Source organism: Rhodococcus sp. MT28 (assembly GCF_058792695.1).
Map to the genome: position 1 here is coordinate 530,038 of NZ_JBXAFD010000001.1, position 12,754 is coordinate 542,791.

Here is a 12,754-nt window from a genome sequence, read left to right on the forward strand (position 1 = left end):
AACGGCTTCAAGAATTTTCGTGGGGAGTCAACGTCAGCAGCACAGAATCGACGGACTGCTCGGCCAGGAGCGCGTCCAGCGGTAAGTGACGGAACAACGCTCGGTAATAGATCGGCGACGCCAGCGCGTCCAGGACGAAGTCCAGGTCGAAGTCGCTCCGTATGTCGCCGCGTAGCCGCGCCGATTCCAGCACTGCCGCAGTGGAATCGCGTCGAGGCTGAAAGAATGCCGACTGGAAATCCCGCGCCAATTCCGGGTCCGCCGCCAGATCCGCGACCAACGCGGGCAGGATCCGACCGACTACCGTTTCACTCAGTCCCACAACCAATGTCGTGATGCCGGCGACCAGGTCTGCCCTGAGATCGCCGGTGTCCGGCGTTGGATCAGTACCGATGTGCGCCACGACAACGTCGACCACCAGATGCCGCTTCGACGGCCATCTCCGGTAGATGGCGGGTCGATGCACGCCCGCTCTCGTCGCCACCGAACCGATCGACAGCTCCGCATATCCGTTCTCCCCCAACAACTCCAGGGTTGCCGCCAGAACGGCGTCGTCGATCCGCTCGTCGCGGGCGCGCACCATCTACAGCACCGGCCGCGGCATGAGCACCAGACGCCAGCCGTCGGGATCTTCGAAAGTCATCCCCGCATTCTCCTCCCAGTACGGATTCTCGGCGCCAACGGGTTCGTGCCCTGCTTCCCCCAACCTCTGAACTACCTCGTACATCGCCGACTCGCCGGCGAAGTAGAGCACCAACAGGTTGTCCTGCGTCGGCGCCGGGCATGGGCTTCCGTCTTCGTGGGTCGTGAATTCGAGGTGATAGTTCGAATCCGGCAGACCCAGCATGATTCCGTCGTACCCGGCATGACCGGAGAACCGGTAGAGCTCTGGCAATCCCAGACAGTCGCGATAGAACGCAATCACGTCGTCGAGCCTGTCGGTGGGTCGCGCTACGCGCACTTGCACTACTGCGAGGTCGTTCGGCCAAGTTGTCATTCCACAACAGTACAGTACGTACCGTAATGTTTCGAGAAGATGGCTGCCAGCCTCCCGACGGCAGCTCGCTGCAACTACAAGCGATCATTCTCCGGAAACGCCGCCTTGGGCATGAATTTCGGCCTGGCGAACAGCACAGACAGTTTGGTGGGCTGCGACTCCACCGGGCGATCGGACCGGTACAGCAACGCCTGCTGCGGGGTACTCACCCATTCACTGGCGAAGATCTCACCGAGGCGCGAAACCGGCACGTGCGACCCGTCCTCGAGTCGAACGGTGACGTCCGCCCCGATGTCCGACTGGCCGTACACGACCCACCACGATTCGCCTTCCACATCCCCCGGAGTGTGCTGCCCGATACCGATGACTGCACCCTTCTCCATCGGATCGCGCCAGACCGCTTCGCGCCCTTGCGGTCCCACGCAGTAGCTACCATCCTCGCGCACCTGCACGACCAGGCCGGACTCTTCGAGCACCAACTGTTCGACCACCATGCCAAGCCCCTTCCGTTGCCCGAACCTTATCCGCCGGCACGCCCCAGAAGCGGAACAATCGCGGTTCGTGTTGACAAATTGTTGGGTTTTTACAACACTTTGATGCATGAGCCCAGTCCGGCGGGGAGACGCGCTCCCCATCTTCAATCGCATCGGAGTGCTTCGCGCCGAGCGGAAGATGAGCCGGGCACAGCTTGCGCAACTCGTCGACGTGAATCCGCAGACGGTGGGGGCACTCGAACGCGGTGACCACTACCCCAGCCTGGATCTTGCATTCCGAATCTGCTGGGTGTTCGACCTCCCGGTGGAGGCGGTGTTCTCCCGGACAGAGTTCGGGCCGCTGTCGACGGAGGTCTACCGGAATGCACCGTCGACGGAGGTCTACCGATCTGACCGCACTACCGAGGGGAGTGAAAAGCCAAGTGCCTGAATCAAATCTGATCGACCGCTACCAGGCCCACCGCACTCGGCGGTTCCTGCAGAACGAGGAGACGTTCCGACATTGGCTCCCGAATTGGCGAACCCGTCGACGTCGGCGCGTACTCGTCGTCGCCCTGGCGGTCCTGTTCACCACGATGGTTGCCGTCAGCACAGCATGCCTGTTCAATCCGCTCTTCGCCGTGGCATGGCCGGTCCTCACCCTGCTGTTCCTGCCGACGTGGTCCTCACTTCAAATCGTGTCGGGCCGGCAAGGGGATGCTCCGCGGCAGGCGTTGGACGAATGGGAGATCCAGCAACGCAACGACGCTCGCTCCGTCGGGCTCAGCGTGACCCAAACGTTGGTCTTCATTGTCGCCATTTTCCTCATTTTCACCTCGTCGGTGCAGTGGAATGTAGAGAGGCTGCCTTACACGGGAGGTTTATTGGCACTGACTGCAATGCTGATCGGCGCGTGCACGCCCGCGATGATTCTCTCGTGGACCAATCCAGACCCGGATCCGATTGATTCGGAAGAGTTCGATCTCTGACCCGTATTACCGAAGCGCACCACTCGACCGATGGGAAGGACCCATGTCAGCCACCCTCACGATCGACGGCATCTCGAAACGCTACGGCGACGTCGTCGCACTCGACAACCTGAGTTTCGAAGTGCGCCCAGGCGAGATCTTCGGATTCGTCGGCAGCAACGGCGCCGGCAAGACGACCACGATGCGCATTGCGCTGGGTGTGCTCGGAGCAGATTCGGGAGAAGTTCGCCTCGGCGGCAAACCCGTCGACCTCGACGTGCGTCGCACTATCGGATACATGCCGGAGGAACGCGGCCTCTACCCCAAGATGAAGGTGGGAGCGCAACTTTCCTATCTGGCCGAGCTACACGGACTGTCGAAGGCCGACGCGCACGCGGCCACTGAGCGGTGGACCGAACGTCTGGGCATCGCCGAACGCGTCAAGGACACCGTCGATTCCCTGTCCCTCGGTAATCAGCAACGTGTGCAGCTCGCGGCGGCGCTGGTTCACGACCCATCGGTACTCGTTCTGGACGAACCGTTTTCGGGCCTCGACCCCGTAGCAGTCGATGTCATGAGTGACGTGCTGGTCGAGAAGGCTCGCACCGGCGTTCCCGTAATCTTCTCCAGCCATCAGCTGGATCTGGTGGAGCGCCTGTGCGATCGCGTGGGCATCATCAGCCGCGGCAGCATGCGAGAGATCGGAACCGTCGACGAGCTACGAGGCAAGGGCGACGGCCGAATCGAAGTCTTCGCCCCTGACGCGCCGGTCGGTTGGGCACACCATCTGATCGGTGTCACCACACTGAGCCACCTCGACGGCCGAACGCTCCTGAGCGTCGACGGCACGGCCGACGATCAGCAGATCCTGCACGCAGCATTGAAAACCGGACCGGTGCACGAGTTCACGCTACGACGTCCGTCACTGACCGATCTGTTCCGAGAGGTAGTAGCCGCATGAGCAACCAGTTGAGCGGAGGTCGAGCCATCGGGTTGGTCGCCCGACGCGAATTCATGACGCAGATCTCGAAGAAGAGTTTTGTGATCAGCAACGTCATCATTCTGGTCGCGATCATCGGCGGCATCATCGCCTTCTCGCTCTTCTCCGGCGGCGACGAGGACAAGTCGAAGATCGGCTTGGTCGGCAACCAATCACTCAGTGCCACGATGGTGTCCATCGGCGACACCCTCGGAAATCCGGTGACGGTAACGGAGGTTTCCGACGACGGCACCGCGCGTGATCAAGTCAAGGACGGCGACCTCGACGTGGCCGTGATCGCTGGATCGGGCGGCGGCGTCACTGTCGTGACCAAGAAGGAAGTAGCCACGAATCTGCGGGCCGTCATCGAGAGTTCCGTTGCACAGCAGGCACAATCGAATGCACTTTCCGCTGCGGGGATCGACCCGGCTCAGCTCGCCGAAGCCACGTCCACCGCAGTGGTCACCATCGATGCCATCGATCCCCCGGATCCCGAACAGGGCCAACGTATAGCGATGTCGATCGCTGCTGTGGTGCTCCTGTACATGCAGATCCTGTTGTTCGGAACGTACGTGGCGATGGGCGTCGTCGAGGAGAAGTCCAGCCGTGTCGTCGAGTTGCTGCTCTCCACTCTCCGTCCACTGCAGTTGTTGTGGGGCAAGGTTCTCGGAATCGGTGCTGTCGGCTTGATGCAGATGGCTGCCTATGCCGTCGCGGGCGTCGCCACCGGACTGGCGACGGGCGTCCTGACCGTGACGGGCACCGCAATCGGCGTTCTGTTCGGCACTCTCGGGTGGTTCATTCTCGGCTTCCTCTTCTTCGCCGTGCTGTACGCCGCGGCCGGGTCCATGGTCTCGCGACAGGAGGACGTCAACGCCACCGCGATGCCTCTCGCGCTGCTCGTCATGGCAATGGTCAGCGTGGCTTTCGTTTCGGTGAGCAATCCAGAAGGAACCCTGAGCAACGTGTTGAGTTGGATTCCGCCGTTCTCGGCAATCCTCATGCCCCTGCGCATTTCCGCCGGTGTTGCTTCTCCGTTCCAGATCGTGGGAACGATTCTGCTGATGCTGGTCGTGACTGCTGCGCTGTCGATGATCGCGGCAAAGATCTACCAGCGCTCCATCCTTCGTATCGGCAAGGTCGTTTCGTGGAAAGAGGCGTTCGGACGCTGATTTATCCGGCGCACAACTGACACCACACGATCACGGCAGCACCCCGCCCAGGTAGGTTCATCCTGGACGGGGTGCTGCTTACTTGGAGGACGTTGTGCGAATCTCGGCCGAAGAACTACTCACTGCGGTACTCGATCCCGAGAGCTTCGTCTCTTGGGACTCCCCGCCCGTCGACGTCGGACCTGGCGCGAAATACGCGGAAGACCTGGCGAAGGCCCGCGAGAAGAGCGGAGTTGACGAGTCCGTCGTCACCGGTGTCGGTACCGTTCGGGGACGTCGGGTCGCGGTAATTGCCTGTGAATTCAGCTTTCTCGCCGGTTCGATCGGAGTTGCTGCAGCCGAGCGGATCGTGACCGCTGTCGAACGTGCTACGGCAGAACAACTCCCGCTGCTGGCCTCGCCCACCTCCGGCGGAACGCGGATGCAGGAGGGCACCGTGGCGTTCGTTCAGATGGTGAAGATCGCTGCGGCAGTGGCTGTTCACAAAGCGGCACACCTACCCTACCTGGTTTACCTGCGCAATCCCACCACCGGCGGGGTCTTCGCCTCGTGGGGATCCCTCGGCCACATCACCGTCGCGGAACCCGGTGCTCTGGTGGGATTCCTCGGACCCCGTGTCTACGAATCCCTGTACGGCGAAAAGTTTCCCGACGGTATCCAGACGTCCGAAAACTTGTATCGCAACGGCGTGATCGACGGCGTCGTCCCCGTCGACCGCCTCCGTCTGCTGGTCAACCGAGCGTTGTGCGTGCTCACCGATCCCCCGGCCCCGGCGGCCACGGACCCGATTCCCTCACCCGAGATTCCCGATGTTCCCGCCTGGCAGTCGGTGATGCTCTCGCGCCGGGCCGATCGACCCGGCATCCGGCAGTTGCTCCGCCATGCCGCAACTGAACAGGTACCGCTCAGCGGCACCGGGCAGGGTGAAACCGACAAGACGATCTTGCTCTCGCTCGCCCGCTTCCGAGGCTTTCCGTGCATCCTGCTCGGCCAGGACCGCAGTGGCCAATCCGCGCTCACCACGATGGGACCGGCCGCGCTCAGGGAAGCGCGACGGGGCATGAAACTTGCCGAAGAACTACAACTCCCGCTTGTCCTCGTGATCGACACTTTGGGCGCGTCGCTGTCCAAAGAAGCTGAAGAACGTGGACTGGCCCCTGAGATCGCCCGTTGCATCGCCGACCTCGTGACGCTGAAGACCCCGACAGTGTCGGTGTTGCTCGGCCAGGGAACAGGCGGCGGGGCGCTCGCGCTGCTGCCCGCCGATCGGGTACTCGCGGCACAGAACGGGTGGCTCGCTCCCCTGCCGCCGGAAGGCGCAAGCGCGATCGTCCATCGCGACATCAGTCACGCACCGGAGATGGCGGCAGCGCAGGGCATTCGTTCGTTGGATCTGCTTCGAGACGGCGTGATCGACGCGATCATTCCCGAAACGCCTGACGCGGCCGACGAACCCGTGGAATTCTCCAAGAGGGTAGGGGCTGCGATAGCGCACGAACTCTTCGTGCTTGCCGAAGAGTCGGACACCGATCGCCAGTCCTCCCGTATCGCGCGCTATCGAAACCTGGGAGTTCCGCAATGACGACGAAGGACCGGAATGCGCTGACGCTGCCGCACAGTTACGACCGCGCGGCACTCGCTCGTTTCGAATTGTTCCTGTTCGCGGGCATCGCCACCGTGCTGATCACCCGCGCATATCTGGCGGCAACGGGCTATCCCCAGATCGGGGGCGGCGCCCTCCACATCGCACACGTTCTCTGGGGCGGATTGCTGATGGCCGTAGCCATCGTGGCGACCGCCATCACCGAAGGCTCTCGTACGCGTGACCTGGCCACGCTCGTCGGCGGAATCGGGTTCGGTCTCTTCATTGACGAGGTCGGAAAATTCGTCACCGCCGACGTCGATTACTTCTACCAGCCTGCCATCGCGATCATGTACGTCGTCTTCGTTCTCTTCTATCTTGCCGCGCGCGAGGTGGTGATTCGGCGCGGAATGAATGATCGTCATCGGCTCGCCATCGGGGCGCGAGCGCTCTCGGACCTCGCTCTCGGTCAGCTCGACGAGATCCAGTACAACCACGCCCTCCGCGTACTCGACGGCGTCGAAGACCGCAGCCTCACCGACCTCGTCGATTCGATCAAAGCCGGCCTGCATTCACAGACTCCGCCGACCGGCGGTATCGAATCGAAGATCACTCGTGGCCGCAACGCGTTCTTCCACCGTGCCGAGGAACTGCTCCGGCACCGGGTCGTCCGCCGACTGGTACTGACCCTGTTCGTACTGCAGGCTCTTCTGGCGATTGTCCAGGTGATCTACGCGTTGGTTTCCGAGAACGTCGTCGAGGCCGACGACGTCTCCGACCTGGTGGTCCAGATCTCCACCGTCGCAACCGGAGTTCTTGTGGTTCTGGGAGTGTGGTTCCTCTTCCGCGGTCCGTACCTGCGAGCCCTGAGACTCCTGCGTGCATCCCTCATCGTGAGTCTCCTGGTGACGCAGGTCTATCTGTTCACGCAGGACCAGTTCGGCGCGCTTTTCGGTTTCGCAGTGTCACTGTTCATGCTCGCGACACTTCGCATCGCGATTCGAAGCGAAGAGTCCGCCGCAGCTCTACCGCAGTAATCCTCTACCGCAGTGGGACCGCAGGCCGACTCGGTAGATCGCGGATCCCGCGGAGCGGGCTGAAGAGCAGGACCAATCCGCACGGCGCGATCAGGCAGGCCATGATCCACATCGTCCCGCGCGGTCCCACTGCGTCGCCGAGGTAGCCTGCCGTCAGCGCACCGAGCGGAATGCTGCTGTGCAGCAGGAACATACTCGTTGCCACCACTCGTCCGAGGCGGTCCGGCGGACAGTAACTTTGACGGAAACTGCCGAGCACCACGTTGCACGACACGACGCCCACAACCATCACCATGCCGCCGATGCAGAACCAGAACAGGCCGGCACCGTACGTCGTCAGAGGTGCTAACAGGATGAACGGTCCCGTCACCAACTGACAGATGAGAACGCTTCGGGCAGTGCCGAATCTGCGGCCGAGCGGGCGCGCGATCATCGATCCGACAATTCCGCCCACCCCGGCAATCGCCAGGAGAAGCCCGAGTCCGAACTCCCCCACGCCAACCGTCTTTTCCAGGAACACGATCTGGATCGTGGAGTACCCGGTGAGACCGAAATTGAGCAGAGTGCCGTAGACGACGATCGACCGCAGATACGGATCACCGGCGACGAATCGCAGTCCGAGCGCAATCTGGCGTCGCAACGGTTCTCGCTGATTCTGTCCGCGATGGACGGTCTCCTGCACACGAATCAGCCAGATGCATACAAAGCAGAAGGCGAACGTGAACGCGTCGACAACCAGACCGGCCGCGAGCCCGACAGTTGCAACCACCAGCCCACCGACGCTTGGGCCGATCACCCGAGTTGCGGCCTCGGCGCCCTGAATCTTCGAGTTCCCTTCGACAAGATCCGCTTCGGCGAGCACCGTGGGGAGATACGAGTGATAGGCCGCCTGGAAGAAGACGGTGGCTGTACCGGTGAGCAGCGCGACCAGGAGCAGGTGGCCGTATGTCATCGCCTCCAGGAAGCCGGCGATCGCGAGGCTCGCGAAGAACAGCGCGCACGCAGCGTTCGCGATCATCATGATCGGGCGCCGAGGCAGTCGGTCGATCCAGGCACCGGCTGGTAGTCCGACGATCAACCACGGCAACCACACTGCTGATGCCAGCACACCGATCTGGAAGCTACTCGCGTCCAGTTCGCGAAGCGCGATCAGCGGCAGTACGACGGTCGTGACACCGTTTCCGATACCGCTGACTGCGTCGCCGGTCCACAGAAGTCGGAAGTCACGCAGAGCGAGGACTCCCCAGAAGCCTGCGCGTTGCGCTGCACCTGTCACATCGATCCCCCCTTTCAGTCCCTGCCCTATCCCACCCCTGCGCGCCACTGGCCGACGGGACAGGCCCGCCCGGCGCAAAGGGACGGTACCCGCACCGCTACTGAGGCGCACCGCACTGACGGTGACCTAAGGTGTTTCAGGTCACCGGTAAGCGAAGTTCACGAGAGGACACACGTCGATGAGCTCTTCCGAGCAGGCGTCCCACACCACGTATGCCGACGCATATCGCGAGAGCATGGATCAGCCGGAGAAGTTCTGGCTCGACGCTGCGCGGGCCGTCGACTGGGATGTCGCCCCCACCAAGGCTCTCGACGACTCTGCCGCGCCGATCTATCGCTGGTTCCCGGATGCTTCGCTCAACACCAGCTTCAATGCCCTCGATCGGCACGTCCGCGACGGCCGCGGCGATCAGACCGCGTTGATCTTCGACTCCGCGATGGTCCCCACCAAGGCCACGTACACCTACGCCGAATTGCTCGAGCAGGTCTCACTCTTCGCCGGCGTCTTGAAAGATCAGGGTGTGGTGGCGGGCGACCGCGTGATCATCTACATGCCGATGATCCCCGAGGCTGCGATCGCGATGCTCGCGTGTGCGCGAATCGGCGCGGTGCATTCGGTGGTGTTCGGCGGCTTTGCGGCCAAGGAGCTCGCAACCCGTATCGACGACGCCGGTCCAGTGGTGCTCGTGACGGCGTCCGGCGGCCTCGAACCCGGACGAACAATCGAGTACCTGCCGATGGTCGAGAAGGCTCTGCAACTGTCCGCCACTCCCGCGCACACCGTGATCGTGAAGAATCGCGAGCAGATTCCCGGTGCAGCTTCCGACTACAAGTCAAGTGCCGCAGCCTGGTTCGACTGGGACGAGCTGATCGCCGACGCCACCCCGGCCGACCCGGTGTCGGTCGCCGCGACGGATCCGCTCTACATCCTCTACACCTCGGGAACGACCGGTAAGCCCAAGGGCGTCGTCCGGGACAACGGTGGCCATGCCGTTGCGCTGACGTGGACCATGAAGAATCTGTACGACATCAGCCCAGGACAGGTGTGGTGGACCGCCTCCGACGTCGGCTGGGTGGTCGGCCACTCCTACATCGTCTACGGACCGTTGCTCGCCGGAGCCACGACGGTCATGTACGAAGGCAAGCCCGTCGGCACCCCCGACGCCGGTGCGTTCTGGCGCATCATTTCCGAATACAACGTGTCGGCACTCTTCACCGCTCCGACAGCGATCCGCGCGGTCCGCAAGGCCGACCCGGACGCAAAAGAGCTTGCCAAGTACGACATCTCGTCGCTCGACACACTCTTCGCGGCCGGCGAGCGCTTGGATCCCGACACCTACGAGTGGGCTACTCGGATTCTCGATCGCCCGGTGGTCGATCACTGGTGGCAGACAGAAACCGGTTGGGCCATATGCGCGAATCTGCGCGGCCTCGAACCCATGGAGATCAAAGCGGGCTCACCCACCGTCGCCTGCCCCGGATACCGCGTCGAAATCGTCGACGGCAAGGGCGAACTCGTGGGTCCGGGCACCGAGGGCAACATCGTGATCGGCCTGCCGCTTCCTCCCGGAACACTCGCCGGACTGTGGCGTGACGAGGACCGGTACGTGAAGTCCTACCTGTCGACTTTCGAAGGCTATTACCTCACCGGCGACTCCGGGTACATCGACGAGGACAACTACGTCTTCGTGCTCGGACGAAGTGACGACGTGATCAACGTTGCCGGACATCGCCTTTCGACCGGAAGCATGGAGGCCGTCGTCGCCGGCCACCCGGCTGTCGCCGAATGCGCGGTCATCGGCATTCACGACGAACTCAAGGGGCAACGGCCGAGCGGTTATGTCGTGCTCAAGTCCGGCGTCGACATCGATCCCGAAACACTCCGACAGGAACTGGTCGCGCGGGTGCGAGACCAGATCGGTGCCGTCGCCACGTTCCGGGACGTCACCGTCGTCGCCGCACTACCGAAGACTCGTTCCGGCAAGATCCTCCGCAAGACCATGCGGCAGATCGCCGACAACGAGGAGTACACGGTCCCGTCGACCATCGAGGACGCGAGCGTATTGGACGAGTTGTCCAAACTCCTTCGCGGATAAGGATTCAGCGAATTCCCCTGTCTGTCTGCCTCCGGACGTAGCAGTATGAACACGTTCCAGTTTCGGCGATTCACACGGGCAGGGGAAGTTCGATGGGCAATTTGGACGGTCAGGTCGCATTCATCACCGGAGCGGCGCGTGGTCAAGGGCGCGCGCATGCCGTCAAGCTCGCGTCCGAGGGCGCGGACATCATCGCGGTGGATCTCTGCGCGCCGGTCGCAACGGCGGGGTACGACATGGCCACCGAAGCCGACCTCGCCCAGACCGTCGCCCTGGTCGAAGCTCAGGGCCGGCGTATCGTCGCATCCGTCGCGGACACTCGCGACCTCGATGCCCTGAAATCAGCGGTCGACGCCGGAGTCGAGAAACTCGGCCGACTGGACATCGTGATCGCCAACGCGGGAATCGCGGCGTCGGCGAAATTGTCCTGGGACCTGAGCGCCGAAGAGTTCCGCGAGCTGATGGACATCAACGTCACCGGCGTCTGGTTGACGACCAAGGTGTCGATTCCGCACATCATGAACGGCAATCGAGGTGGATCCATTGTGTTGATCAGCTCGATGGCCGGGCTTCGAGGCGTGCCGGGGATTGCACATTACTCCGCGTCCAAGCACGCCGTTCGGGGGTTGGCGAAGTCTCTGGCCAACGAACTCGGCTGGGCGGACATCCGAGTCAACTCCGTACACCCGGGCAATGTGCGAACGACGATGATCGACAACGAACCGATGGTTCGTGCGTTCCGTCCAGACTTGGAGAATCCTGTCCTCGCCGATACCGCTCCGATCATGTCGAAGCTGAATCTGCTGCCCCACCCGTGGGTCGACCCCGAAGTGATTGCGGATGCGGTGTTCTATCTGGTGGGGCCGGCCGGGCGCGGGATCACCGGCATCGCGTTGCCGATCGATCTCGGCACCTCGGAAAAATTCGCCGGCGGCTGAAGGCCCGAACTGATGCAGAATTGCCTCTGCCGGATGGGTCTCGAGCACCATCCGGCAGAGGCAATTCCGGCTTGATCAAGCCTTCGTAGCAACAGAACAAGTAGTCGACAACCTCATAGGCGCTCCTCGTCTGGTGTGGGAAAAACCGTTGTGGGATGCGCAACAAACCCAAGACCCAGCGTAGAAGCATTTGGCCGCAAACGCGCGTCATTCGGCACTATTTTTTTGGATTCGGGCATACTGGGCAACGCTCCCACCACGTATTATGGACCCGAGTTCACACTTACAGGGGGTAGGCACAGTGACGGTCAAATACGCCGTAATGGACCCGATTCACGGAAAAGTCGAGATCTCGTTCGATGTCGACACGGGGGTCGTCGACGTCCGAAACGGCAACTCACACGCTCTGTTGACGCGTCGAGTCGATGCCCCGCGCCGTGAAGGCACACCCATCGGAACGCGCGCCGCCGCCGACTTGTTCTTCACTGTCGGTGGCGACGAAGTCGAACTCACTGTCGGCAAAGGGTTTCTGTCCCGTCGCTCGTACTCTGTCTCGGCACTCGTCGACGGCGTGAGTTTGAACTTCGCCCCAGTCGACGACGCGAACAGTGCATTCACCCGCGACGGATTGCGGATCGGGCACTTCTCCAAGAACGAGGAATCCGATCCCAGACAGACCGACGCAGTCTGGTCGAGCACGCCGAGCACCGACGAACTTGTCATCGGTTACGCCCTGGCCGAAGCCTTCGATTGCGGAGCACTCAACGGGGCTTTTGCGTTGATCGAATCACTGGTGCTCGGCGGCGGATAGAGACCACTCAAAGCAGGTGGATTACCAGCAGAACAACGGCAATAGCTGGGAAAAGCATCTGCACGACGGCTGCGCGGGCTTTGTCGGGAGACGAGAGAATCAGCACCAATCCCGCGGCAACCATCGATCCTGCGCCTGCCAGGACGAGGGCAATTCCGACCGACGCGGAGCCGGTCGCCGCAATCACGATGCCGACCGCCGACACGATCGCCAGGAAAAGGTTGTAAAAGCCCTGGTTGAAGGCGAGCGGCTGCGTGGTGATCGCCTCTTCCTCGGACTTCACGCCGAACGTGGCGCGGGTCTTCGGGGCCGTCCAGAGAATCGATTCGAGGACAAAAATGTATACGTGCACTGCTGCGGCCAGTCCCGCGACGATGTAGCCGGCGACGTTCATCGTTGAGCTCCTGTTGCTTCGAGTGAATTCTG

Annotated in this window: 14 protein-coding genes; 9 read left to right on the forward strand and 5 right to left on the reverse strand. The window is 62.4% G+C overall.

The window, feature by feature from the left end; all coding sequences use genetic code 11:
- Window positions 1-7: 7 nt before the first annotated feature.
- The 3 genes from AC1Q6C_RS02495 to AC1Q6C_RS02505 all read right to left on the reverse strand — a co-directional run bounded on the left by AC1Q6C_RS02495 (window position 8) and on the right by AC1Q6C_RS02505 (window position 1,491).
- Window positions 8-583 carry a TetR/AcrR family transcriptional regulator gene (locus AC1Q6C_RS02495; RefSeq protein WP_007733408.1) on the reverse strand — a complete coding sequence of 192 codons (576 nt, stop codon included), beginning with the start codon at window positions 581-583 and terminating at the stop codon, window positions 8-10.
- Window positions 584-997 (reverse strand): VOC family protein, encoded by a 414-nt coding sequence (locus tag AC1Q6C_RS02500; protein WP_021332241.1) that lies wholly within the window; start codon window positions 995-997, stop codon window positions 584-586. It lies immediately after the preceding gene.
- A gap of 74 nt (window positions 998-1,071) precedes the next feature.
- Complete coding sequence (locus AC1Q6C_RS02505) at window positions 1,072-1,491, reverse strand: hypothetical protein (RefSeq protein ID WP_007733415.1); 420 nt, start codon at window positions 1,489-1,491, stop codon at window positions 1,072-1,074.
- 106 nt (window positions 1,492-1,597) lie between these two features.
- Here AC1Q6C_RS02505 and AC1Q6C_RS02510 point away from each other — a divergent pair, with 106 nt between their 5' ends.
- From AC1Q6C_RS02510 to AC1Q6C_RS02535, 6 genes are all read left to right on the forward strand, one after another.
- Window positions 1,598-1,921 (forward strand): helix-turn-helix transcriptional regulator, encoded by a 324-nt coding sequence (locus AC1Q6C_RS02510; protein ID WP_003940147.1) that lies wholly within the window; start codon window positions 1,598-1,600, stop codon window positions 1,919-1,921.
- The gene (locus AC1Q6C_RS02515) at window positions 1,914-2,459 is read left to right on the forward strand and encodes a hypothetical protein (RefSeq protein ID WP_003939943.1); all 546 of its coding nucleotides are present in this window, start codon (window positions 1,914-1,916) and stop codon (window positions 2,457-2,459) included. The genes AC1Q6C_RS02510 and AC1Q6C_RS02515 overlap by 8 nt, the downstream gene beginning before the upstream one ends.
- A 43-nt stretch (window positions 2,460-2,502) precedes the next feature.
- Window positions 2,503-3,399, forward strand: a complete 897-nt coding sequence (locus tag AC1Q6C_RS02520) for an ABC transporter ATP-binding protein (protein WP_003939757.1) — start codon at window positions 2,503-2,505, stop codon at window positions 3,397-3,399.
- Window positions 3,396-4,589 carry an ABC transporter permease gene (locus AC1Q6C_RS02525; RefSeq protein ID WP_007733417.1) on the forward strand — a complete coding sequence of 398 codons (1,194 nt, stop codon included), beginning with the start codon at window positions 3,396-3,398 and terminating at the stop codon, window positions 4,587-4,589. The genes AC1Q6C_RS02520 and AC1Q6C_RS02525 overlap by 4 nt, the downstream gene beginning before the upstream one ends.
- A 94-nt stretch (window positions 4,590-4,683) precedes the next feature.
- Entirely contained in the window at window positions 4,684-6,171 is a 1,488-nt protein-coding gene (locus tag AC1Q6C_RS02530) for an acetyl-coenzyme A carboxylase carboxyl transferase subunits beta/alpha (protein WP_003940141.1), read from the forward strand.
- Window positions 6,168-7,208, forward strand: a complete 1,041-nt coding sequence (locus tag AC1Q6C_RS02535) for a hypothetical protein (protein ID WP_007733419.1) — start codon at window positions 6,168-6,170, stop codon at window positions 7,206-7,208. The genes AC1Q6C_RS02530 and AC1Q6C_RS02535 overlap by 4 nt, the downstream gene beginning before the upstream one ends.
- A 4-nt stretch (window positions 7,209-7,212) precedes the next feature.
- Here AC1Q6C_RS02535 and AC1Q6C_RS02540 read toward each other — a convergent pair whose 3' ends face one another.
- On the reverse strand, window positions 7,213-8,484 hold the full coding sequence (locus AC1Q6C_RS02540) for an MFS transporter (RefSeq protein ID WP_230358968.1): 1,272 nt from the start codon (window positions 8,482-8,484) through the stop codon (window positions 7,213-7,215).
- Window positions 8,485-8,662: 178 nt separating this feature from the next.
- Here AC1Q6C_RS02540 and AC1Q6C_RS02545 point away from each other — a divergent pair, with 178 nt between their 5' ends.
- The 3 genes from AC1Q6C_RS02545 to AC1Q6C_RS02555 all read left to right on the forward strand — a co-directional run bounded on the left by AC1Q6C_RS02545 (window position 8,663) and on the right by AC1Q6C_RS02555 (window position 12,328).
- The gene (locus AC1Q6C_RS02545; RefSeq protein WP_003940009.1) at window positions 8,663-10,579 is read left to right on the forward strand and encodes a propionyl-CoA synthetase; all 1,917 of its coding nucleotides are present in this window, start codon (window positions 8,663-8,665) and stop codon (window positions 10,577-10,579) included.
- A 92-nt stretch (window positions 10,580-10,671) separates the two neighbouring features.
- Window positions 10,672-11,517 (forward strand): mycofactocin-coupled SDR family oxidoreductase, encoded by an 846-nt coding sequence (locus AC1Q6C_RS02550; protein WP_020970454.1) that lies wholly within the window; start codon window positions 10,672-10,674, stop codon window positions 11,515-11,517.
- Between the two features lie 301 nt (window positions 11,518-11,818).
- The gene (locus tag AC1Q6C_RS02555; RefSeq protein ID WP_223304422.1) at window positions 11,819-12,328 is read left to right on the forward strand and encodes a hypothetical protein; all 510 of its coding nucleotides are present in this window, start codon (window positions 11,819-11,821) and stop codon (window positions 12,326-12,328) included.
- A gap of 7 nt (window positions 12,329-12,335) precedes the next feature.
- Here the strand turns inward: AC1Q6C_RS02555 and AC1Q6C_RS02560 are convergent, their stop codons facing one another.
- Entirely contained in the window at window positions 12,336-12,722 is a 387-nt protein-coding gene (locus AC1Q6C_RS02560) for a DUF1304 domain-containing protein (RefSeq protein WP_230358969.1), read from the reverse strand.
- Window positions 12,723-12,754 lie beyond the last annotated feature (32 nt).

Excerpts from the sequence above, each read along its gene's own strand:
- AC1Q6C_RS02520 (WP_003939757.1), top strand. The coding sequence starts at position 2,503 with ATGTCAGCCACCCTCACGATCGACGGCATCTCGAAACGCTACGGCGAC.
- AC1Q6C_RS02550 (WP_020970454.1), top strand. The coding sequence starts at position 10,672 with ATGGGCAATTTGGACGGTCAGGTCGCATTCATCACCGGAGCGGCGCGT.
- AC1Q6C_RS02545 (WP_003940009.1), top strand. The coding sequence starts at position 8,663 with ATGAGCTCTTCCGAGCAGGCGTCCCACACCACGTATGCCGACGCATAT.
- AC1Q6C_RS02510 (WP_003940147.1), top strand. The coding sequence starts at position 1,598 with ATGAGCCCAGTCCGGCGGGGAGACGCGCTCCCCATCTTCAATCGCATC.
- AC1Q6C_RS02535 (WP_007733419.1), top strand. The coding sequence starts at position 6,168 with ATGACGACGAAGGACCGGAATGCGCTGACGCTGCCGCACAGTTACGAC.
- AC1Q6C_RS02525 (WP_007733417.1), top strand. The coding sequence starts at position 3,396 with ATGAGCAACCAGTTGAGCGGAGGTCGAGCCATCGGGTTGGTCGCCCGA.
- AC1Q6C_RS02560 (WP_230358969.1), bottom strand. The coding sequence starts at position 12,722 with ATGAACGTCGCCGGCTACATCGTCGCGGGACTGGCCGCAGCAGTGCAC.
- AC1Q6C_RS02505 (WP_007733415.1), bottom strand. The coding sequence starts at position 1,491 with ATGGTGGTCGAACAGTTGGTGCTCGAAGAGTCCGGCCTGGTCGTGCAG.
- AC1Q6C_RS02500 (WP_021332241.1), bottom strand. The coding sequence starts at position 997 with ATGACAACTTGGCCGAACGACCTCGCAGTAGTGCAAGTGCGCGTAGCG.
- AC1Q6C_RS02495 (WP_007733408.1), bottom strand. The coding sequence starts at position 583 with ATGGTGCGCGCCCGCGACGAGCGGATCGACGACGCCGTTCTGGCGGCA.